Origin of the sequence: Peribacillus sp. NPDC097895 (assembly GCF_050277555.1) — a bacterium.
Lineage (GTDB): Bacteria > Bacillota > Bacilli > Bacillales > DSM-1321 > Peribacillus.
This window is the reverse complement of the sequence record NZ_JBNNSH010000008.1, coordinates 120,080-143,114: the sequence shown is the minus strand read 5'-3', so window position 1 is coordinate 143,114 and position 23,035 is coordinate 120,080. Positions and strand designations below refer to the sequence as shown.

Genomic DNA, 23,035 nt, shown 5'->3' with positions numbered 1-23,035 from the left:
TCATTAGTGGCCTTTATCGTTTATCCCATCATAAGAAACAAAGCAGATCCAACTCATATAATTAATTTTCATACCGTCTAATTGCGTCACAGTTTGTGTCAACTCTTCAATAAGTCCTTTGGAACTAACGAGTGCTTTACTGCAATAAGGGAGTTGCTTTTGGTAGCTCTTTTTTTTTATGGAATTAACGGGGCAGGTTAGTCGGATTGCCTGCCAAAGAATAGGAGTGGTTTGTATTTATGGCAATAACAAAGAAAAGATTTTTCATTAGTTATATAGTGGGTTTCATACTCATGTATATTGCAAGCTCTGGTCTGCAATACTTCAGGGGGCAAGCGATAAATTGGTTAGAGAATTTAGCATACGCATTCTGTTTCGTAGCATTTCATTCCCTTTTTAGTTGGTTATGGGGAGATTTTGATAAGAAAAAAGCCGATCACTAATACATAGTTTGTGTTAACTCTACAATAAGTCTTAATGAACTAACGGGTGCTTTAGCTGAAGATCGGAGCTGTCTTTAAGGCAGCTTTTTTTATGGAGCTAAAGGGGCCGGTTAGTTTAATAATAAGGAGTGCTATAATAGCCTTAATTTCAAAACGATTTTAAGGAGTTAAACTCTTATGATTATAAAAATTGACTTTGGTGACGATTTTATTCAATACGTTTCTTGTTCAACAAAAGTAGGTAGGAAGATGAACAGTATTCAGGAGGACTTTCTAAATTGGATTTTTGACGAGGAAAAGAATACAGAATATTGGGCTTTAGAAAATGGGGAAAGAATTCACCCTAATTATGATGCAAAAGCAATTGTTGAATGGTTAAACAATGTAAGATTTAAGCGAGGAATAGCGAAAGCTAAACTAATCACGAATCCTCAATTATGTGTTAAAAAGAAATTATATTTTTAGAGTGTTTCTTAAATGTTTAATGTTCAATCCATAAGATTGTGAAAAAATGCACTTAAACTAACGGGTGCTTTAGCTTAGGATCAGAGCTACCTTTAAGGCAGCCTTTTTTTATGGAACTAAAGGGGCAGGATAGTGGAATAAGAAGTCCTTGTAGTAGTAAGTATATGGTACATTAAATGTAATCACATTAAAGGGGTTGATAAGGATGCGTTTATCAAATAAATTTGTGACTGTAACTGGGTTTTGGGTGATGAATAAATAAAATTATAGGGAGAAATTAAATGATAAAAATCGACGTAGATTTAGTTTCGAAGTTAATAAATAGCCAATTTCCAGAGTGGTCTAATTTGGAAATTAAGCCTGTTAAAAAAAGTGGAAATGATAATAAAACTTTTCACTTAGGCAACAGTATGAGCGTTAGGTTACCAAGTGATGAAGCTTATGTACCCCAAGTTGAAAAAGAACAAAAATGGTTACCCATTTTAGCCAAGCATCTTTCTACACCAATATCTGAACCATTAGCTAAAGGAGAACCAAGTGAGGATTACCCACATCCTTGGTCAGTCAACAAATGGTTGGATGGAGAGACATTAACTTTAGAAAATATAGATGATTCAAATCAATTTGCAAATGATTTGGGGAAATTTTTAGTTGAATTACAATCTATTGACGCCAATGAAGGTCCCTTAGCTGGCGAACATAATTTTTATAGAGGCGGAGATATTGTTGTATACGATGATGAGTGTAGAGATGCCATTAATAATAATGAAAATACTTTTAATAAACACCTATTGAAAGAAATTTGGGAATTGGCATTAACTTCAAAGTGGGCTGGTGAACCAGTTTGGGTCCACGGTGACATAGCCCCAGGAAATATATTAATTGAAAATGGTAAATTGTGTGCGGTTATTGATTTTGGGATATTGGGAGTAGGAGACCCTTCTTGCGATGCTGCAATGGCTTGGACTTTTTTTGATGATAGTAGCAGAAAGACATTTAAGAATGCATTGAATTTTGATGCAGAAACTTGGAATAGAGCAAGAGGTTGGGCTTTATGGAAGGCTTTAATAACCTACAACTATAATAAACAATCTAACAAAGCAGTCGCAGATGAACAATGTAATATTATAGAAGTAATCATTAATGATTACGAAACTGAAAGATAAAAGCATTAAAATAGAATTTTTTATTGCACTAACGGGTGCGTTAGCGGAGCTGTCTTTAAGGCAGCTTTTTCTAATGGAACTAACGGGGCAGGTTAGTTCAATACAAGGGAACTTTTACCTTTTTAGTTCGTATTAAAAGGAGCAGGAAATAAAGTTGTCCTTTGGAGTAGGTGTATAAATGAAAAAAATATTAATGATCTCAACGATGGCTGCATTAGTATTAGCTGCGTGTGGTGAAGGAAAAGCACCATCTTGGAAAGGTACATGGAAAAATACGGATGAAGAAAAGAGTGTTTGTCCAGACTCCTTTACCTTTAAAGGGGAAAATAATTTTGAAATTCAAAATTCAAGATTCCAGGGCGGAGAACAATCTTCTGGTACATATAAGCACATAGAGAATAATGATTACGAATTTGACTATGATGGTGGTTCTGACAATTTTACTATTATAGTCGAAAAAAATACGATGAAAGTTCAATTATCAGGAAAAGATACCATTTGCGAATATAATAAAGTCGATAAAATTAGAACTAAATACGAAAATCCATGGGAGTAATGATTGGAAAGCTTTATTAAACCTTTTTGTTATGCAACTAAAGGGGCAGAATAGTTTAAAAAGGATTATCAAAGGAGTCGGTAAGAATGAGTTTAGCTTCCTACATTGGCTGTAATATAGAATTACCAATTAACGATGATGAATATTCAGATGATTCTTTTTACATTGGAAGATGTTTTGCAGGAGATAGCGAACTGCAAAATGTAAAAAAATATCAGTTTACTAACCCTTATGTTTACGAGGTATCAAGTCATTGGGGAATTGAGATTTCGGAATATATGAATCAAGAAACCTGTGCTGAATCAAAAGTAAAACTGTTAGAACTTTGTAAAAGAATAGACAGCTATCTTGAAAAAGGGGATTATTTTGAACTGTATAGCTGTTGGATTGGAGATGAAACTGATAAGCGAGAGGGTGAGATAACTCTCCAAATCAATAACTTTGATATTGACCAGATTGAAATACCAGAAAAAACGTTAGTGAGATTTGAAAAATAAAGGCTTCTGTGCTTTAGCTGAAGATCGGAGTTGTCTTTAAGGCAGCTTTTTCTTGTGGAACTAAAGGGGCAGGTTAGATCAACAATTCATTTGATTTTTTTGGTAATATCGATAAGGGGTGGTGAGGAAATATGAAAAAGAATTATACGGTTTTCTTTTTACTTTTGTTTATTGTAGCTATTTCTAGTGGTATGGCACTTAAAAATTATTTCGACTATTCTATGATTATTGGAGTTGGTTTAGCGACAGTATCTTTATTAGCTGCTGGGTTTTCGCTCGGAAAAAGGAACATGGTAAATAATTCACATCTTTAAAATTGGTAGTCATGGCAGGTGAGTTTTTTGTTAAATTACATCATTTTTATTATAGCTATTCTTATTATTGCAATAGTGTTTGAACGTTGGTTGAAGAAGAAATTAAAGATCGGTAAAAGTGAGGGGCGTTTTTACAAAAGGTGTTAATAAATATCAGAAGTGGATTGAAATGTCTATGCTAATAGCATTTCTTATCTTAATATGGTTTGTTGATAATACTATCCCCTTTCTTATTGGCTACTTCCTTATTTCATTAAGTTTTCGTGCTTTCATGGAATGGAAATATAAAAGAGAAAAAAAGGAATACATCTTAACTCTATACTCTATGTTTATTTACCTTTTTGTTTTGGTCATAGGCTTTTATTTAATTTAATATTATCTAAATAAAAACAGCCCAATAAGGGACTTTTTTTACTGTGTTCTTAATGAACTAACAGGTGCTTTACTTCAATAAGGGAGTTGCTTTGGCAGCTCTTTTTTCTTATGGAACTAACGGGGCAGGTTAGTGAAAGAAGGAATTTCCATCTTTCACACAAATGAAAAGGTGTCAAATGGTATGATTGAAAAAGAAATTGTACAGAACTTAATTTTTAGGGGGAAATATATTCTTGAAAATGGTTAGAATTATCTTAACAATAGTGGTTTTTGTTCTATCAGGTTATAGTCTAATAACTCAAACCTTGGAGTTAATGCCATATTATATGTTTTTCCTTGGGGCACTAATATTGGTGACAGGATTAGCCGAAATTCAAAAAGACAGAAAAGGATTTTGGGGGTATATTAATATTGCTATCTCTTTATTTGTTTTCTTTGCTTCCATACAGGCTTTCTTAATGAACTAACGGGTGCGTTAGCTGTAGATCGGAGCTGTCTTAAAGGCAGCTTTTTCTTATGGAACTGACGGGGCAGGTTAGTTGCATAAGAACTGGTGTAATTTAGAAACAAATAGTGCTAATTCAAAAACGGAACAGAAAGAAAAGTTTAATTATAGGAACAACACTGAAAATGTAAGAAATAGTATAGAACAAAATAAAAGTATTTTAGATTTTAACGAAACAGTGAGTAAAATGATTGTTGAAAGTTCTTTATTTCCGAGCAGTTTAACCTATAATAGTATAAGCATTTCGTTATTTATCGAAACAAAATAAAAGTTTGTTGCTAAATTTGAGGTTTTGAAATGGAAAATTTATTTCACTACATTTATTCTTGTGTTGGTATTTTAGTCAGTTTATATATTTTTATAACACGAAAAGAATCCAGAAAATCACTATTAATGCTTTTGTTGTCCATTATTGCGTTTTATAGTGCATACATATTTTATTTTGTAACTTACCCCTTCAATTTAATTGGCACATCATTAATACTCGTGCTTTGGGTTGTTATTCTTCAACTTGTTAAAAAATTCAATTCAGGAAAAGAGCAAGTATTCTGGTATGTTTGCATATGGTATGTGGCAATATATCATTTTTTACATTATATTTTCGATCCACTTGCTGAAAAAAATATATGGTATTCTGGAATATTTTTCATATATACGAATGTTGGATTAACTTCCCTTGCAGTATTTTATTTTATCTGGGTCTATAAGAAGAAGTAGTTGAATAAGTTACACATTTTAAGAGACCTTCAATACAAGTGCTTTACTCAATAAGGGAGCTGCATTGGCAGCTCTTTTTCTTATATTTGTGAAGGATTGTACTTAAACTAACGGGTGCGTTAGTTCATTAAAAGATAAAAGGAGAGCATATATTATACATTGTTAATATGTGCTCTCCTTAAAGTTAACCGGAATCGAGGAATCTAGTAAAAGGATTGAAGTGGCAGAAGTTATGGAAGTAAATGAAAATACCACTATGGGATATACCCAGGATAAGCCCTTATCTTATTGAGCTAATATCTGGCTGTCATTATGATACGAAGGGGCAGGTTAGCGGAGATTGCTGTTTTTCCTTGAAGAGGTGTGTGCAAGGACAGTAAAACGAATATTTTTATTGGTCAGTGAGAGACTATCGGTTGTATGAAATAAAAAGGAGGAATTGATTATGGATCACTTCACTGACCATCACCACACAGGAGAAACTGCGTCAGAAGCTGGTACCTACATTTGTACAGGAGGAGAAAAAAAGGAACTCAGACAAGGAGATACATTTCCTGATTGCCCATCAACTGGACACGCTACAACCTGGACCCATGCAAGCCATTCTCATAGAACTGGGGACACGGTTATGGAATCAGGTCATTATATAGATGCAGATGGTGAACATGTGGTGCTTCAGCAAGGAGAGAAGTTCCCAAGCTGTCCTTCCACAGGAGAATCAGTCAATTGGACGCACGAACAATAAAAATGGATAGATGCAATTTAACAGCCTTTATAACGAGGCTGTTTTTATTTAATTTCCTTTCTTTTACCTTGTTTCTTCTTCAACTATGGGGTGCTTTACTTCAATAAGGGAGTTGCTTCATTAGCTTTTATTCTTATAGAACTAACGGGTGCGTTAGCTGAAGATCGGAGCTGTCTTTAAGGCAGCTCTTTTTCTTATGCAACTAAAGGGGCAGTTTAGTGTAAGAAGGTATAGACGATAAATAATAGAATATTTACAACAGAAACTATTCGTAGGGGTGGTCAGTTTGAATAATCACCATGAAACGCCTGAAGAAAAAAGAGAGAGGTTAAGACAAGAAGAACTTAAAAAAAATCCAATAGGTGCATTAAAAGATGGATTTGATAGAACTGAAAATGGTAATTTAGACTTAGTTGCTGGTTTAGGTTGGAAAGGAACAGGAATATTAATTGTTGTTTTAATAGTTGGATATGTTTTGTATAAACTGTTTTTTTAAAGATTTTACTTAACCTTGTTCAACTAATGGGTGCGTTAGCTGAAGATCGGAGCTGTCTCTAAGGCAGCTTTTTCTTATGGAACTATCGGGGCAGGTTAGTTCAATAAGAAAAGGAATTCTTGAGGTATTAAGTATGATTTTTGGAATGAAGAACAAGTGGATGTAAACGAAGAGTATTAGTGGTAGCAAATGATCTTAAAGTTGCCGATATTTCTATTATTATGCCGTTTTGGTTTTTACGGTAATTAAAAATAAAAGCAGACGGTACATCGAGAATCTTAAAGAGATTCTATTGACCATCTACTTTTAAATGAACGTAAAGTTGTTGAGGCATTTCAAATTTGAAATAATATTACCAGCTATTTTTCAAAACAATTTTTCCTATCGTCTTGCCTGACTCCAGGTACTCATGGGCTTTTGAGACTTCATCAAACGTAAAAATATTTGAATCCAAAAGCGGACGCAGTTGCCCTTCTTCAACCAGCCTAGCAACCTTCTTCAAAATTTCTCCATGATGTTTATGCATGTCCTTGTTTAATATCTTCAACAACATAAAGGTAACATGAAGAGAAAGTCCCTTTGAATGCACGGGGGAGAGGTCATGAGTCGAACGAGCAGCAATGGCTGTTACTGTTCCATGGACTGCTGCTGCCTCAAAAGAGCGATCAAGGTTTTCACCCCCTACCGTGTCAAACACGACGTCAAATCCTTTTCCGTTTGTATATTTTTGTACATAGTCAAGAACGCTTTCTTCTCGATAATTAATCGTTATATCAGCACCAAGGCGCGTGCCAATCTCTAGCTTCTCTTGCGAAGAGGCAGTTGTATAGACTGTCGCTCCTCCCCATTTGGCTAGTTGAATGGCGATATGTCCTACACCACCGGTGGCTCCATGGATCAATATATTTTGTCCAGGTATAAGCCTAGCACGATTAAATAATGCTTCCCAAGCGGTTATGGATACTAATGGTAAAGCTGCGGCTTCTTCCATCGTCAAATTTTTCGGCTTATGAGCAAGTAAATCGGCATCTGCAAGCATAAACTCTGCAAGTGCACCGCCAGTCCCTCTAAATCCACCGGCGCATCCAAACACTTCATCGCCAATTTTAAATTCGGTTACTCCTTCACCCACTGCAGATACCAACCCTGACACATCTCCGTGTAATACTGCTGGAAACTCGGGTGCAACGGCTGGAACTGCACCAGCACGGACTTTCGTATCAATAGGATTTACACTTGTAGCCTTTACTTGAATAAGTACATGTCCAGGTTTCAGTTCAGGTTTTGAAATCTCTTTATATTGAAATACGGATGGTTCACCAAAAGATTGAATAATTTGTGATTTCATATTAGTCACTCCTTTTTATTTTTCTGAAAATGGGGAAATATCTCATTACCTATTGATGGTCAAGATGATTGGTATGTGCTAAGAATAAAGCTAATATAACCTGCGTTTACTTCCCTTTGAACTTTATGATCCAAGCTGCTACTTTAATCTATGTCTAGGTGGTTTATCAAATCGTAAATGACCTTTAAAAAGAAACCGGATGCTTCCCATGGTAAATGGAGGGGACTGATTGAAGGCCAAATTTAACAGAAACAGCTTCAGTTGTCTATATAATGGTAAATAATATCCCCGAAAACAATCTATTATCCTCCCTTCGAAACGATCAAAAAAGTGATTCCTTGTTATGAGATGATCTGGTTCCAATCCACTGCTGTTCCAGGTAGTGACATTCTTATCGGATTTTTTTACGTAACATCTGTAATGGTGAACAGTCCAAAGAGAGAGAATATTTAGTCTTCGCTTGCAAATTCAATGATACTTTATATATTATAATTTTAAAAGTACGCACAATTTTGTGGAGTAGGATAAAATTTGTAATGTAGTATACAATTTGATACTAAAAAAAATGGGGTGTTACTATGAAGGACTTTAAAACAGAAAAGTGTCCTGATACCACAGCTTGCCCTGTTGCCATAACAGTAGATGTGATAGGCGGCAAATGGAAATGAATCATATTATATTACTTAATTTCCAGACCTAAACGTTTTAACGAGTTAGGAAAACTTATGCCCTATACCACAAAACGTATGTTAACATTACAACTTCGGGAATTGGAACAAGACGGTATTGTATATCGTGAAATATATCGAGAGATTCCTCCAAAAGTCGATTATTCTCTTACTGCATTTGGGGAAACATTAAAACCTATTATCTACCTCATGCCAGATTGGGTAGATAGGTACGAAAATGCGATTTTAATGAAACGAAAGACTCAAAAATACTCAATTAAGAGATGTCATCTGAATCAGAAATTGAAGATGCCATTAAAAACCTTACTGAACGATTAATGTACCTTTCTGGCTGAATAACTGGTGCGTTACTTCAATAGGGGGGACTGAGGCAATCGTTTCTTATGGAACTAAAAGGGGCGGATTAGTTTAAAATAGTACCTTCCATCTGTTTAATTGAGTGTCAGCTCATGTTATAATGATGAACTTAGGGTAATTACGACTTTTCCTTATAATTGAACGGATGCCAAGAAAAGCCTCCGCATAGCGATAAAATATGGAGGTGTAAGAGAATGAATAAACGATGGACAATTGGTAAAATTAAAGAATTTGTTGAGAACAATTCGGAAAGTAAGTTGCTAACCACGGAATATCACGGATTTTCTCAAAAGTTACTATTTAAATGTGCATGTGGTAGCAACTTTGAAAAAACATTTACGAAATTTAAAAATAATAACCAACGTAAATGTGACGTATGCCAACCGCCACAAACGACACGATAACGTATAGCGAATAAACCAAGTGCCGATTTCTATTATAGAGAAGTTGGCACTTTTTTTATTTTATAGGGGGAATAAAAGTGGATTTCACTAAAGGGAAGGCTTATACGAATACTCCTTCTTAAAACTTTTCATTAAATAATAAGGAGTAACTTTTTTATCCTTCTTAGAAGATTGTATTTATCCACGGAAGATTTAGCAAATAACAGGAAGATAATTGATGTCGCCTTTGATTACGATTATTCTTCGCAAGAAGCATATAGCAGAGCCTTTAAAACTGTTTTTGGTATCAATCCTAGAGAATATCAACTTAATAAGTTGCCTGTCCAGTCGATTGTTAAACTCACTATTAATAAGAAAGGGGAATGGTGTAGAATGAATGTTTCTAGAAAAATTGAGGTTGAACAGTTAAAAAACGAGAAGAGTGAATTGTTTGACAAAGAAGTACTCAACTTATTGAATGGTCAAGCGATGTATGAGGAGTTTAAAGATAACAGACTAATGGGAGATGCTGATTACGCTCCATTTAATGAAGCAATGTGTGTAAACGCGACTACTAAACAAGTTTTTGATAAAGAATTTATAAACACTCGAGCTACAGGACATCATGAGTCAGTAGAGAATTATATCAAAAAGGTCATTGTTCCATTAGACAATCTTTTTAATAAAGAGTATAAATGTATCGTTTTATGGTTTGGTGAAGACATGTTTTGTCAAATGAACCTACTTACCATACTTGCCTATCTTGAACAGTCCGGATATGAAGGGAAAGTGTTCTTAAATTGCTTCAGGGAGGATGAATTTAAAGTTAATCAAACTGAACTTAAATTAGGTCATTATTATTCTGTATACAAGGAAGTATTGGTCAATCATAATAAACCATCAAATGAACTACTTCCAGTCATGTATCAGGCAATAGGCATATATTTAGATATGCTAAAAGAAGATAATGCAGTAGTAAAGTATATTTCCAAAAATAAAGATTTACCAACATCAGATTTAATTAATAGGTTATTTGCTCTGTTCCCAACAGTAGGCTATGGAGATTTACAATATATAGAGCTTATTAATAAAACTTAAAATTGGGATTGGGAACAAGAATATTTAAAGACAAACATTGAAGGGGTTACCAATACAGTGTAAAAATACTAAACCTTTTTTTCGTCATCTGTGACTATTCTGAACAACTTGTCAAATAAACGAAGTCTAATATATTGTTGTTTTTAACCTTTGTTAAATTAATCATTCTGTTGAACTAATAGGTGCATGAGCTCGTGAGCTGAAAATCGAAGCTGTCTTAAGGCAGCTTTTTCTTATGGAACTAAAGGGGCAGGTTAGTGAAAGAAGGAATTTCCATTTTTTACACAAATGAAAAGGTGTCAAATGGTATGATTGAAAAAGAAATTGTACAGAACTTAATTTTTAGGGGGAAATATATTCTTGAAAATGGTTAGAATTATCTTAACAATAGTGGTTATTGTTCTTTCAGGTTATAGTCTAATAACTCAAACCTTTGAGTTATTTCCGTATTATATGTTTTTCCTTGGGGCACTTATGTTGGTGACAGGATTAGCCGAACTTCAAAAAGACAGAAAAGGATTTTGGGGGTATATGAATATTGCTATCTCTTTATTTATTTTCTTTTCTTTGCTTCCATAAAGGGCTTTCTTAATGAACTAACAGGTGCTTTACTACAATAAGAGAGGTTGCTGAGGCAGCCTTTTTCTTATGGCACTAACGGGGCAGGTTAGTTGCATAAAGGGAAAAAAGAAGGCAATAGTTTTCATTTTACTTAAAAGCTGTAAGTTATTATAACTAAACATTTATATTACATAAATAATGACATGACTGTAGGCTATTTTTCATACAATATTTTTGGGGTGGAAAAATGACAAGAGCAAACTACCGAAGTTCAGACGTGGACTTAATGGCAAGGATGATGAGAGCAGAAGCCGAAGGTGAAGGACAACTAGGAATGTTATATGTTGGAAATGTAATTGTGAATCGTCTTGTAGCTAATTGTTTAGACTTTAAAGGTTTAAGAACAATTCCACAAGTCATTTATCAAGTACAAGGAGGAAATTATTCTTTTGAAGCTGTTCAAAAAGGGAATGTATTTTATCAAAGAGCGAGAGGTATTGAAAGAAGATTAGCAGAACAGAATTTGAAGCACTGGAGACAGCATCCGGCTAGATATGCTCTTTGGTATTTTAATCCATATGCTCCATGCCCTCCAACATGGTATGATCAACCTCATACTGGTCAATTTAAAGACCATTGTTTTTATGAACCAAAACCTGGAACATGTGAAAGTGTTTATAGAGGTTAAGCTTACTCTTTGAGTAAGCTTTTTTACATATTTATAATATTTATACAATATAAACCTTGTAGTAATAGTTTTTATCTAAAAAAGTAAGATTATGAATTATTGTACTCCAGCTAACGGGTGCGTTAGCTGAAGATTGGAGCTGTCTTTAAGGCAGCTTTTTCTTTATGCACTAAAGGGGCAGGTCAGCTTAAGAGTATTTAAAGGAGAAAAGGAATTGGATGTAAAATTAATATAATTGAGAAGGGAGTTGAGGATGTAATGGAAATCAATTGGCTGGCAGAAGTGGAAAAAAGAAAAGATGATCTTTTAAAGGACTTGGAAGGCTTATTGCGTATTGCGAGTGTTAAGGATTTAACAACGAGTACTCCCGAATATCCAATGGGGGAAAAGATAGGCGAAGCATTGGATTATGTTTGGCATTAGCCAAAAATGAGGGTTTTAAAACAAAAAACTTAGACGGCTTCGCCTTGTTTGCTGAATGGGGAGAGTCTGAAGATTATATTGGGGTACTTGCCCATGTCGACGTGGTTCCTGCTCCTGGAGAATGGACAACACCACCTTATGAGCCAACTATTCGAGAAGGAAAGCTATATGCCCGCGGTACCATTGATGATAAAGGACCGGGAATGGCAGCATTTTATGCGTTAAAGATATTGAAATGCCTTGGTCTTCCTTTAAAAAGGAAGATCCGCATGATTTATGGCACAGATGAGGAAAGCGGTATGCGCTGTATGGAACATTATCTTGACGTAGAACCCGCGCCAACTTGTAATGTAGCATAAGAAAATTGATGACAATATATAAAATCCTAGTGAAACTAGACGGGCTGAACGGTATCGAAAGAAAGGCACGCAACTATCAATATTACTTGTCCGAAAAGTAAATTTGCGGGTATGGGTGTCATCGGATGAAATGGCTAATGATTTCCTTATCATCGATTCACCATCTAATGTAATTTTCTTTTACAGGTGCTAGTTTCATTCCGAACTATTTAGACATGGAAATAAGCGTTTTCATACCATTTACCATTACTTGAACAATATTAGGAAAAACATCCATAAATATTATTTGGAGAAAATAATATTTATTCTAAAAATTCATATTATAATACTTTATACTTATGCTATATTATAGGGAGAATTATTTGTTATCACGTATAATCTATGAATTGGAGTGATTTGAAATGAAGAAACTTGGTTTACTTAGTATGTTTTTGATTCTAACTATCTTTATCTCGGCTTGTGGAAGCAATGGTGAAAAAAATGCAGGTGAGGAAAAGAAAACTGAAAAGGTTTATAAAGTTGGTGTGGATACCACTTATCCTCCCTTTGAATTTAAAGAGGGTAACGACTATAAAGGTATTGATATTGATTTAATCAATGCAATAGCGAAGGACCAGGATTTTAAAATCAAATTTTCTCCAATGGATTTCGGCGGAATCATTCCCGCAATGCAAGCCAACCAGCTTGATGTGGCCATTGCAGGCATGAGCATTACAGAGGAAAGAAAAAAGGTTGTTGATTTCTCAACGCCATATTTTGATGCAGGATTAACAGTAGTCGTTAAAAAAGATAATAATACTACTAAATCTGTTAAAGATCTTAAAGGAAAAACGATAGCAGTGAAAAAAGGGACTACAGGTGCTAAATATGCACAGGAAAATGCTACGAAACTAGGAATTAAAGTGGTTCAATTCAATGATAGTCCCGCGATGTTCCAGGAAGTGGCCAACGGCAATGCCGATGCTCTTATTGAAGATTATCCGGTTATCTCCTATGCAATCGCCCAAAAAGATCTTGGGTTGAAAATCGTAGGTGACCGTTTGAATGGGGATCAGTATGGAATCGCCGTATTGAAAGGGCAAAACAAGGATTTATTGAAGAAAATAAATGATGGTCTTGCTAATCTTAAAAAAGACGGCACGTATGATGAAATAATAAAAACGTATCTTGGTGAATAGATTCATGCAAAATAGGCGCGCTCTAAGCGCGCTTTCTTTTTCAAAGGGGTGAAAGAAATGGATATAATTGTGGCGGCATTGCCCATTTTATTAAAAGGACTTCAGGTGACACTTTATATCTTTGTGATTGCCATTATCCTAGGTTTTTTGATTGGTTTAGTGATTGCCTTACTGCGACTTGCCCCGATCAAGATCTTGAACTGGATTGCAAAGGTTTATGTGGATGCGATACGAGGGACACCGTTCATTGTGCAGTTGTTTTTTATATATTTCGGTGTGAATTCACTAAATTTGATTTCTTTGAACAGTACAACAGCTGGAATAATAACCGTTGCTATCAATGCAGGGGCATATTTTGCTGAAATAATAAGAGCAGGGATACAGTCCATCGATAAAGGACAAACGGAAGCGGCAAGATCAATCGGGTTCACCGGAACTCAAACAATGAGATATGTCGTTTTACCGCAAGCCTTTAGAAGGATGCTTCCTACCATTACGAACCAATCGATCATTAGCTTGAAAGATACATCTCTATTATCCGTCATCGGTATAGCGGATTTAACCCAGCAAGGACAAATTCAAGCTTCGGCAACCTTTGAAGCATTCAAGATTTGGCTGGTTGTCGGCGTGATTTACTTTATCATCATCTATTTGTTAACCCTTATTGCTAATTTCATAGAAAGGAGGGTACAAGTACGATGAGCATCATTACTGTAAAAAACCTGAGAAAATCATTTGGAACTGTCGAGGTTTTAAAAGATATAAATGCAGAAGTGCAAGAAAAGGAAGTAATTTGTGTAATAGGCCCTTCTGGATCTGGAAAGAGTACATTTCTTCGTTGCCTGAATCTTCTTGAGGAAGTTACGGGCGGTGAAGTGGTCATTAACGGACATACTATCACCGACCCAAAAAGGAAAATCAATATTAATAAAGTCAGGCAAGAGGTTGGAATGGTTTTTCAACATTTCAATCTGTTTCCTCATAAAACCGTTATGGAAAACATCACGCTGGGACCTATTAAAATACGCGCCACGGCTAAAGCGGAAGCGGAAAGATTAGCGCTTGACTTATTGGATAAGGTTGGCCTTAAGGAAAAGGCTAATAGCTATCCAGGGGAACTTTCCGGTGGACAAAAACAACGGGTTGCCATCGCAAGGGCATTAGCGATGAATCCAAAAATCATGCTATTTGACGAGCCAACTTCTGCGCTTGACCCTGAAATGGTCGGAGATGTATTGGAAGTCATGAAACAACTTGCTAAAGAAGGCATGACAATGGTTGTAGTTACGCATGAAATGGGTTTTGCCCGGGAAGTCGGGGACCGCGTCATATTCATGGATGGAGGGTATATTGTCGAGGAAAATGAGCCGAATGCATTATTCGGTAACCCTCAGCACGAGAGAACTAAATCCTTCTTGAGTAAAGTGCTTTAGGCAGGAAACGCGAGCTTGGAAATACAAGTAAGAGAGTAATATTGCCGGCATTGATGTTGGTAATGGATGAAGTTGTGCATAAAGTGTGGACAAAGGGATGCGAGACAATGAGGGGAAACCCAATCGTATAAGCCTTTTCCTATCTTGTGCATAACTTTTTTTGTTTTAGTGGAAGAGGGAAGAAGCTAAAATTGAAAACCTGGCCGTCTTATGAAACATCCCTTGGTTTGCAGGAAGTTACAGAAGGCGTGGAAAGAAAAAAATGGGACATATATTGACATGAAAAAAGAAACCTATGCATTCAACATTTGCATAGGTTTCTTCACTAGTTACTGGGCCCCGTAACTAATCAAGTTCGTCATGATTCGATATCCTCCTGGGACCTGGCCTTGAATTTGCCGGTATAGGACAAGGTTAGTGTAGAGGTAGGTGCCTTTACCGTATTTGGCCATTAGGATTCCGCCATCAAATGGTTCTTCATTTGGATCAGCCATGGAAATGAATGTTTCAAATCGATCGTCCCATTTCATTGGGAAGTACAATCCTCTTTCTTGAACCCAATTGTTCCAGTCGTCCGTTGTTATTTTATTTGGATAGTTGAAAAGCGCTGATTCTGGTTTCAAAACGTTTACTGTGGCTTTTTCATCGGTAACCCTCCAGCGAATGGATGGATTTCCGAGGGTAAGCGGGTATGGAGCAGTCGTCAGGGCATCCCATCCATCGCCTGGTTTGTGATATTGAACGACGAGATGACCGCCGTTTTCAACATATTCCAGTAAGCGAGCGTTGTTTGCCTTTAGATCTTCCCTCGATAGATAGGCACGTATGCCGGTAACGATCGTGTCGTATTGACTCAAATCACCTTTTGCTAAGTCAGCTTCGGTTAATTTTGTTATATTAAGGCCTGCATTGCTTAAGTAATCTGCAACTTTATCAAATCCACTCTCAATGTAACCCACTTTTAAGGAAGCTGGCATCAATAACTCAAATGCAACGGTGTTGATAGCTGATGGGTATTGGTAATAGAATGTTCCGATATGGTCATAGGATATTTCTTGAATGGTTGAATCAAAGGTTTTTCCGTTGACAGAAGCAACCGCTTTAACCTGATATTCACCATTTTGAATCGTCTTCGGTGGTGTAAGCGTGAACTTCACTTGTTTTTCTTCTGATTTTTCATTGAATGATACGGTGGCCTTTCCAGGCTTTACTTTCCAATTTTCAGGGACCTTCAAAGCAACCTTTGCTGATGTTTTTCCTTCTGTATAATTCTTCAAGGTAACGGTCACTGGTATTTCTTCCTTTACATCTGCTGTATTTACGACGATATCTTCAGGAGATAGGGTAAGGCCAACGTCAGGAAGTACAGCGATCGTTCCTTCCAATTCTTCCACGATGGAAGTTTTGGTGCTGCCATATTTATAAGAAATGCTGGTTGTAATGGTTGATTCGTCATAAGCGTGGTAATAGGCTGCATCTTCAGGAACGTCAACCTTGTAGGTGATCGTTGCTGATTTATTAGGTGCTAGATTGACATCTTTAGATTTTGTTTTAGTCTGCCATCCTTTAGGCACGTTCAATGTAGCAGCAACCTTTTTCAATGTTTGTTTCCCGTTATTCTTAACCGTTACGGTTACATTCGTATTTTGCCCTTTCGTAAGAATGTTTGAGACTGCTTCAGCTTGAACATCCAGTCCTGAAGAGACATAGCTGACGTTTTGTAATTGCTCCTCTTTTAATGAAAGCTTATGAAGCAAGTCGTTCTTAATGACAGAGCTTAGCTTTGCTTTTTTTATTTGTGCTGTCATTTTACGAACATGAGAAAGAGCTGTTTGAGATTTAGAGAAAATTTGTTTTTCATTTGGATATGCCGCAACAACAGCGTCCAAATTCGTTTGCAGGTATTTAAATTCTGCCTTTAATTTTGAAGCTGAGTGAGGGAGTTTTTCAGCCCATTCAGCAAAATTATAGGGTACACCTGCAAAAAGATCCGACTTGTTTTTTGTATCAACCGCACTTTGCTTTAAATCCAGATGGACCTGGCGAGGTGCTGCAGGGATATCGGAACCCATGCCTTGGCTTTTATGCAGATAGCGGGATTGTTCTCCAAGCTGTGGGTAAGTCATGCCGTATATCGGATCATAGTTACCGATTTCAATGGAAGTGTCGGCTTGTTCTGAGGAGGAAACAGGTAAATATAATTTTTTCACTTGCCATACTGATAGACCTTGTTTCAATTGTTTCGGGAAAACAGTTGGATCTGCGGCATCCTTAAAAGCACGTTCACTTAAGATTGTCATTGTTCGATGATGTCCATGCTGGGTATCATCATTTTGGAAGGAAGGCATCAATATATCAGGCTGATACGTCCGAATAAATCGGATAAGCCGTTCATATGTGAGTTCCTCGCCCCATTTTTCCAATGTTTCCTCTGGTGTTTTCGAGAAGCCGAAATCATAGATGGGATCACTAGTTGTTTCACTTAGATGATAAGCCTTCACCCCAGTAATTTTTGCAGCTTCTATCATTTCTCTTGAACGGATGATTCCGAGGGCATTATCTAGTTCATCCCCAATTTCATTTTGTCCTCCTTCACCCCTGTTTGCAATCAAGCTCGATGTCTTCACACCTAGTCCTCTCGATAGATAAGCGAGAAAGTCACTGCGTTCATCATCTGGATGGGCACCGCTGTTTAAGAATGTCACGGTTGTCTCGAGTGGCTTGACCGCATTCCATAACTCAATGTTTGATTTCTCCGTACTCGCAGCGCTACCGCCAAGCGGCAATAATGCAAGAATTAATAAAAGAGAAATCACAGATACCAAAGCTTTTTTCATTTTACTTTTAACCCCCTTCAACATTTATCAAATACTTAAGCTTTTTGTGTGGAAAAAATGTAGGTTAGTAATATTTTCTAACTAACTTGATGGTAAAAAGCTCATCTAATAAATATCATTAATGGTTATAATTGTAAATAATTCGAAGTAACTATTAAAAACAGATTATTTCGAATGTTGTAAAAAATTACTTGTGCACAAACTTTATTTAAGTTATATTTTTACTTAATTAGGAAGATTTACTAACTAAATAAAGTAAGGCCGTGATGTGATGAGATTTAAGCGAACACCCAGTCAACAAAAATACGTAAATAAGAAAAGAATCATTCAATGCATCCAAGAATGCTCACCCGTTTCGAGAGCTGAAATCGCCGTTAAGCTTCAGCTAAGTAAACCGACTGTTTCTCTGGCTGTGGATGAACTTATACAGGAGAAATGGGTATTTGAGAAAGGGATAGGTGAGTCATCTTCTCAAGGTGGACGGAGGCCCATTCAGCTCTTTTTTAATGAGAAGGCAGCCTATATCATTGGGGCTGATATCGGCGGGACGAAAGTGAAAATCGTTTTATGTGATTTAAGTGGCAATATCCTTGCTGATACTAGTTTTTCAACAAACACTTACTTGCATTCAGGTCTTCTTAAACAAATGGCGATTGAAACGGAAAGGTTAATTGCAAAGAACCAGATTGCGAAAGACAGGATATTAGGGATGGGGGTTGGGATTCCCGGTATTACGCAAACGGCAAGTGGATTAGTAATGGAGGCACCGAGTTTAGGATGGGTACAGTATCCGTTTATAGCCGAAGCGAAACGATATTTTGATTATCCTATTTTTCTCGACAATGATGTAAATGCTGCTGCCCTCGGTGAACAGTGGCTGGGGAACGCACAAAATAAGCGCAATTTGCTTTTCATTGCAGTTGGCACGGGGATAGGAAGCGGCATTATCTTGAATAACCAGCTATACAGAGGGGCTTCAAGTGCAGCAGGGGAAATGGGATATATGGTGACTGACAAAGAGGACATGAAGCGTGAATTCAAGCCGATATTCCATAGATACGGCTATTTGGAAAGTGTTGCAGGAGGAAAATCGATTGGTGATCATTTTACCAGAGTTGTTCTCAAGGATCCCCATCATTCTTTATTCGAAAGGGCCCAGTCTTCTGAACTATCTGGGAAAGACGCCTTTTTGTTAGCAAAACAAGGAGACTCGTCAGCTATAGCCGTCATTAATGAAGCGATCGAACATTTGGCTTGCGGAATTGTCAATGCGGCTAGCTTGCTAAATCCAGAAGTGATTATTTTAGGAGGTGGTGTATTAAATTCATCTGAATACATGTTACCTAAAATTCGGGAGATCGTAGATCGATATCTTCCAAGTTTAGTAGAAATGAAAACATCACAACTGGGAGAAAACGCAGGAGTTCTAGGAGCAGTTGCTCTATTTTTAAGGGAATATGATAGCATTTTGAATTTTCGTGATGAGGGGGATTATTAATGAAAAGCAGAAAAAAAGCATTTGTTTCAGTACTGACCTTATCTGCAGCCCTATTGATTTCAGGATGTAACGGCACAGATACGAAAACGAATACGGAAGCTGGCGGGGCCAAGGGAGAAAAAGGTGAATTGGAAGATAAAATTGTTGTTTATTCACCGCATGGAAAAGATATCTTATCAAAATATGAAAAGCAGTTTGAAGATAAATATGGAATTGATGTTGAGTGGCTTGACATGGGGTCTCAGGAAATCCTTGATCGTGTTCGATCTGAGAAAAATAATCCGCAGGCTGACGTTTGGTGGGGGGCACCCTCCACGAATTTTAATCAAGCAAAGGATGATGGGCTGTTAGCTGCTTATAAGCCTACTTATTCAGATAGTCTCGATGAAGGATTCCACGATCCAGAATGGTATTGGACGGGAACGAGCCAGACACCGGAAGTCATCATGTATAACAGCAAGGAACTATCAAAAGACGAAGTACCGAAAGATTGGGATGAGTTGCTTGATCCGAAGTGGAAAGACGAAATTATCATCCGCTATCCGTTAGCCTCCGGTACGATGAGGACAATTTTTTCTTCGATGATCTATCGTACGTATAAGGATACAAATGATCCCCAAGAAGGATATGACTGGTTAAAGAAGTTGGACCAAAACACAAAGGAATATTCTGCGAACCCGGAAATGATGTATAACAAGATAGCTAAAGGAGAGGGCTCACTTTCTGTTTGGGCAATGCCGGATGTTGTCATGCTAAAAGAAAATAAAAATTATCCGTTTGAGTTCGTCATTCCAGAAAGCGGAACACCAGTATTGACAGAAGGGATTGCCATTGTTGAAGGTGCCAAGCATCCAAAAGCTGCCGAAGCTTTTTATGAGTTTGTGAATTCACAAGAAGCTGCAAAAAATTTAGCAGAAGAATTTTACAGGATTCCGACAAGAAGTGATGTGACGGATTTACCAGAATGGATCACGGGCACGGAAATCAAAGCAATGGATATAGATTGGAATGCTTTCCAAGAAAATGGGGATGAGTGGATGAAATATTGGGACGAAAATATTAAAAGTGGAGATAAAGAAATTAAAGAATAAGGAAGTGTCTTTGGGATGGCGTCAATAAAAATAGAGAATGTCCAAAAAGCCTTCGGAAAAACGATAGCTGTCGACCATTTAAATCTGGATATCAAAGAAGGGGAGTTTTTTACCTTTCTTGGCCCAAGTGGCTGCGGTAAAACGACAACCCTTCGGATGATTGCCGGGTTTTATTATCCAACAAAAGGTATCGTCCGATTTAGCGGCAAAGATATGACGCGTGTACCTCCGGAGAAAAGAAATACAGGCATGGTATTTCAAAACTATGCCCTCTTTCCTCACATGACTGTTTTTGAAAATGTAGCGTTTGGATTGCGTGTGAGAAAAGTTTCTTCATCTGACTTAAAGAGGAGAGTACTGGATGCCCTCCAAAAGGTCAGGCTTGAGAGCTACTCGGATCGTCAAGTGAGCCAGTTAAGCGGAGGGCAGCAACAGCGTGTGGCCCTTGCGAGAGCCCTTGTTATTGAACCGGAAATATTACTGTTGGATGAACCATTAAGTAATTTGGATGCCAAGCTTCGAGATGAAATGAGGGTGGAGATCTTAAGGCTGCAGCGTGATTATAAGATTACCACCATTTATGTCACGCATGATCAGGCTGAGGCCTTATCGATGAGTGATCGGATCGCTGTATTCAATTATGGTGTATGTCACCAGGTCGGGACGCCGGCTGAAATTTATAATCAGCCGGCCAATGATTTTGTGGCGAGCTTTATAGGTGAGATTAATCTATTACCCGTTCAAGTGGAAAACGTTCAAAAAGAGAATATAGTGGTTTCTCTCAAAAGCGTTGAACATCCGGTTAGGTTCCATGTTCAAAATAAAACTGGAGAAGGAGATTCCATTTTACAGACTGATGATAACCTTGCGATTTCGATTCGTCCGGAAGCAATCAGAATTCTAGATGTAGCCGAAGAGGTAATGAATGTCTTTAAAGGGAAAATCAATTCTGTCCAATTCTTTGGATCTGTTGTGAATGTCATGGTGGATGTTCAAAACGTATCACTAAGGGTGGACGTATTTAATACACATGAATTTGGATACTTTTATCAAGGGAAGGAAGTGTATGTCCAACTTCCTGAGAAACAGCTTCGTCTCATCCCTGTCATAAGCGGTGATGCTCCATGATTAAAAATCGTGATACCAGGTTGACGGTTTGGCTGCTTATACCAGTTGTATTAGTGCTCGTAGCGTATGTTCTCTACCCATCATTGAGGACCTTTATCGAAAGTCTGCAAAAAGACGGGGCGATATCTCTAGGAAATTATCAGGACTTCTTCGTACAGGAATCGAAAACGAACTTAGAGGCGCTCTGGAATTCCGTTTATATATCCATTTTGAGCGTATTGGTCAGTGCCTTGATTGGCATTCCGCTCGCATTTATTTTTAACCGTTACGATTTTCCAGGCAGAAGCTTCTTTTCATCAGCAGCCATTTTGCCAATTGTTCTTCCATCATTGGTGGGGGTCATGGCCTTTATGTTTTTATATGGAGAATCGGGATTAATTCCAAATGCCATCAAAGATCTGTTTGGTCTCGATAAAGTTCCTTTTAAAATCGGCGGGGTTTCGGGAATTCTGATCGTGCATGCCTATACGATGTATGTATATTTTTATATGACCGTATCCGCTGCAATCAATAAAATCGATCCGTCCTTAGAAGAAGCTGCTTATAACCTAGGGGCAAATAAATTCAAGGTATTTTGGAAGGTGACATTTCCATTATTGACACCGGCCATCGTTGCCGCCTCTTTGCTTGTTTTCATGATTTCAATGGCTTCATTCAGTGCCCCATTTTTATTGGCTGGCGGGTACAGGGTGTTGAGCTTGCAAATATATTTTTCGAAAATTAATGGTGATATGGAAATTGCTGCAACTCAATCCGTCATACTATCCATTGTTTCGATTTCATTTCTATTATTCATGCGTTGGTATCAGAATAGGAAGGATTACCGTATGGCTTCGAAAGGAATTGGGGCACATAGAAGTGAAGTGAAAAATCCGTTCATGAAGTGGGTGATGGTCGCAATGGGTATCATCGGCGTGATAATTCTGCTTTTACCGCACTTTACGATTCTATTGCTTTCACTTGTGCCGGATGGGACTTGGACATTTCAAACATATCCATCAGTATTTAATGTTGAGAATTACCGGCTTTTGTTCCAAGATCCAAATATATTCAAACCGCTAAGAAATAGTTTACTAATGGCTGTCATTGCCACACTGGCGAATCTGGTGTTTGGGGTCATCGCGTCTTATGTACTTGTCAAACGGAAATTCGTCGGGAAAAGCTTTGTTGATATTTTAGTCATGATTCCTTGGGCCTTGCCTGCAACGGTTGTTGGGATGAACTTGATATTCGCCTTTAATGAACCTAGCGTCTTTTCTTTTGGTCAGATTTTGGTAGGGACATTTTGGATTTTGCCTCTTGCCTATTTCATCAGACATATTCCACTGGTTGTCCGCTCGACTAACGCCGTTCTGGAGCAGTTGGATGACTCGATTGAGGAAGCGGCCAGAAACTTGGGGGCTAAGTGGTTTTATACATTCAGAAAGGTCATTTTACCGATTATTATGCCTGGCGTTTTATCAGGGACATTATTGGCATTTATCGAGTCCGTCGGGGAATTTCCAACCTCAGTCCTGTTGTATACGATTTCTAACAGACCCATATCGATTGAAATTATGAATCAGCTTCGGATGTTCAATATGGGGCAGGCTGCTGCCTATGGGATGATTCAAATCGCGCTGATTGTCATCGTTCTATTTATCTCGAACAAGTTTTTTGGAATCAAGGCAGAAAAAGCCTTATAA

General features: G+C 37.4%; 21 protein-coding genes and 3 pseudogenes. 22 read left to right on the top strand and 2 right to left on the bottom strand.

Translation table 11 applies throughout. The features are described 5' to 3' along the window. Positions 1-620 precede the first annotated feature (620 nt). The 9 genes from ACQKMH_RS25315 to ACQKMH_RS25275 all read left to right on the top strand — a co-directional run bounded on the left by ACQKMH_RS25315 (position 621) and on the right by ACQKMH_RS25275 (position 6,279). The gene (locus ACQKMH_RS25315; protein WP_427590094.1) at positions 621-908 is read left to right on the top strand and encodes a hypothetical protein; all 288 of its coding nucleotides are present in this window, start codon (positions 621-623) and stop codon (positions 906-908) included. Positions 909-1,189: 281 nt separating this feature from the next. Further along, positions 1,190-2,074, top strand: a complete 885-nt coding sequence (locus ACQKMH_RS25310; protein ID WP_427590093.1) for an aminoglycoside phosphotransferase family protein — start codon at positions 1,190-1,192, stop codon at positions 2,072-2,074. A gap of 178 nt (positions 2,075-2,252) precedes the next feature. Continuing rightward, on the top strand, positions 2,253-2,630 hold the full coding sequence (locus ACQKMH_RS25305) for a hypothetical protein (protein ID WP_427590092.1): 378 nt from the start codon (positions 2,253-2,255) through the stop codon (positions 2,628-2,630). A gap of 86 nt (positions 2,631-2,716) precedes the next feature. After that, positions 2,717-3,127 carry a hypothetical protein gene (locus ACQKMH_RS25300; protein ID WP_427590091.1) on the top strand — a complete coding sequence of 137 codons (411 nt, stop codon included), beginning with the start codon at positions 2,717-2,719 and terminating at the stop codon, positions 3,125-3,127. A 131-nt stretch (positions 3,128-3,258) separates the two neighbouring features. Continuing rightward, the gene (locus tag ACQKMH_RS25295; protein ID WP_375090380.1) at positions 3,259-3,441 is read left to right on the top strand and encodes a hypothetical protein; all 183 of its coding nucleotides are present in this window, start codon (positions 3,259-3,261) and stop codon (positions 3,439-3,441) included. Positions 3,442-3,559: 118 nt separating this feature from the next. Beyond that, positions 3,560-3,814, top strand: coding sequence for a DUF4181 domain-containing protein (locus tag ACQKMH_RS25290; protein ID WP_427590090.1), 255 nt, complete (start codon positions 3,560-3,562; stop codon positions 3,812-3,814). A 241-nt stretch (positions 3,815-4,055) separates the two neighbouring features. After that, positions 4,056-4,283, top strand: coding sequence for a DUF3953 domain-containing protein (locus ACQKMH_RS25285; RefSeq protein ID WP_427590142.1), 228 nt, complete (start codon positions 4,056-4,058; stop codon positions 4,281-4,283). A 1,200-nt stretch (positions 4,284-5,483) separates the two neighbouring features. Beyond that, positions 5,484-5,783, top strand: a complete 300-nt coding sequence (locus ACQKMH_RS25280) for a hypothetical protein (RefSeq protein WP_427590089.1) — start codon at positions 5,484-5,486, stop codon at positions 5,781-5,783. Between the two features lie 286 nt (positions 5,784-6,069). After that, positions 6,070-6,279 (top strand): DUF6366 family protein, encoded by a 210-nt coding sequence (locus tag ACQKMH_RS25275; protein ID WP_427590088.1) that lies wholly within the window; start codon positions 6,070-6,072, stop codon positions 6,277-6,279. 352 nt (positions 6,280-6,631) lie between these two features. Here ACQKMH_RS25275 and ACQKMH_RS25270 read toward each other — a convergent pair whose 3' ends face one another. Further along, a complete protein-coding gene (locus tag ACQKMH_RS25270) occupies positions 6,632-7,627 on the bottom strand; it encodes a zinc-dependent alcohol dehydrogenase family protein (RefSeq protein WP_427590087.1) in 996 nt (331 codons plus the stop codon). 578 nt (positions 7,628-8,205) lie between these two features. Here ACQKMH_RS25270 and ACQKMH_RS25265 point away from each other — a divergent pair. The 9 genes and pseudogenes from ACQKMH_RS25265 (at position 8,206) to ACQKMH_RS25225 (ending at position 14,796) form a co-directional block, all read left to right on the top strand. Continuing rightward, positions 8,206-8,634, top strand: a pseudogene (locus tag ACQKMH_RS25265) (winged helix-turn-helix transcriptional regulator). A gap of 233 nt (positions 8,635-8,867) precedes the next feature. Continuing rightward, entirely contained in the window at positions 8,868-9,077 is a 210-nt protein-coding gene (locus ACQKMH_RS25260) for a hypothetical protein (protein WP_427590086.1), read from the top strand. Positions 9,078-9,230: 153 nt separating this feature from the next. After that, positions 9,231-10,154: pseudogene (locus ACQKMH_RS25255) on the top strand (helix-turn-helix domain-containing protein); the annotation flags it as partial. A 366-nt stretch (positions 10,155-10,520) separates the two neighbouring features. Beyond that, a complete protein-coding gene (locus ACQKMH_RS25250; protein WP_286177210.1) occupies positions 10,521-10,733 on the top strand; it encodes a DUF3953 domain-containing protein in 213 nt (70 codons plus the stop codon). Between the two features lie 229 nt (positions 10,734-10,962). Then, entirely contained in the window at positions 10,963-11,403 is a 441-nt protein-coding gene (locus tag ACQKMH_RS25245; RefSeq protein ID WP_427590085.1) for a cell wall hydrolase, read from the top strand. A gap of 258 nt (positions 11,404-11,661) precedes the next feature. Then, positions 11,662-12,170: pseudogene (locus tag ACQKMH_RS25240) on the top strand (Sapep family Mn(2+)-dependent dipeptidase); the annotation flags it as partial. Between the two features lie 416 nt (positions 12,171-12,586). Next, complete coding sequence (locus ACQKMH_RS25235; RefSeq protein WP_427590084.1) at positions 12,587-13,363, top strand: transporter substrate-binding domain-containing protein; 777 nt, start codon at positions 12,587-12,589, stop codon at positions 13,361-13,363. A gap of 57 nt (positions 13,364-13,420) precedes the next feature. Next, positions 13,421-14,065, top strand: a complete 645-nt coding sequence (locus ACQKMH_RS25230; RefSeq protein ID WP_063234732.1) for an amino acid ABC transporter permease — start codon at positions 13,421-13,423, stop codon at positions 14,063-14,065. Next, complete coding sequence (locus tag ACQKMH_RS25225; RefSeq protein WP_427590083.1) at positions 14,062-14,796, top strand: amino acid ABC transporter ATP-binding protein; 735 nt, start codon at positions 14,062-14,064, stop codon at positions 14,794-14,796. The genes ACQKMH_RS25230 and ACQKMH_RS25225 overlap by 4 nt, the downstream gene beginning before the upstream one ends. A gap of 329 nt (positions 14,797-15,125) precedes the next feature. On the opposite strand, the gene ACQKMH_RS25220 is transcribed toward ACQKMH_RS25225, so the two are convergent. Then, positions 15,126-17,633, bottom strand: a complete 2,508-nt coding sequence (locus tag ACQKMH_RS25220) for an NEW3 domain-containing protein (RefSeq protein WP_427590082.1) — start codon at positions 17,631-17,633, stop codon at positions 15,126-15,128. Positions 17,634-17,904: 271 nt separating this feature from the next. Here ACQKMH_RS25220 and ACQKMH_RS25215 point away from each other — a divergent pair, with 271 nt between their 5' ends. From ACQKMH_RS25215 to ACQKMH_RS25200, 4 genes are read left to right on the top strand one after another with little or no spacing between them, the layout of a single operon-like run. Beyond that, positions 17,905-19,131: an ROK family transcriptional regulator gene (locus tag ACQKMH_RS25215; protein WP_427590140.1), complete on the top strand. Its 1,227-nt coding sequence runs from the start codon at positions 17,905-17,907 to the stop codon at positions 19,129-19,131. Further along, positions 19,131-20,222, top strand: a complete 1,092-nt coding sequence (locus tag ACQKMH_RS25210) for an extracellular solute-binding protein (RefSeq protein ID WP_427590081.1) — start codon at positions 19,131-19,133, stop codon at positions 20,220-20,222. The genes ACQKMH_RS25215 and ACQKMH_RS25210 overlap by 1 nt, the downstream gene beginning before the upstream one ends. Before the next feature lie 15 nt (positions 20,223-20,237). After that, positions 20,238-21,350, top strand: a complete 1,113-nt coding sequence (locus ACQKMH_RS25205) for an ABC transporter ATP-binding protein (RefSeq protein WP_427590079.1) — start codon at positions 20,238-20,240, stop codon at positions 21,348-21,350. Then, positions 21,347-23,035 (top strand): ABC transporter permease, encoded by a 1,689-nt coding sequence (locus ACQKMH_RS25200; protein WP_427590077.1) that lies wholly within the window; start codon positions 21,347-21,349, stop codon positions 23,033-23,035. The genes ACQKMH_RS25205 and ACQKMH_RS25200 overlap by 4 nt, the downstream gene beginning before the upstream one ends.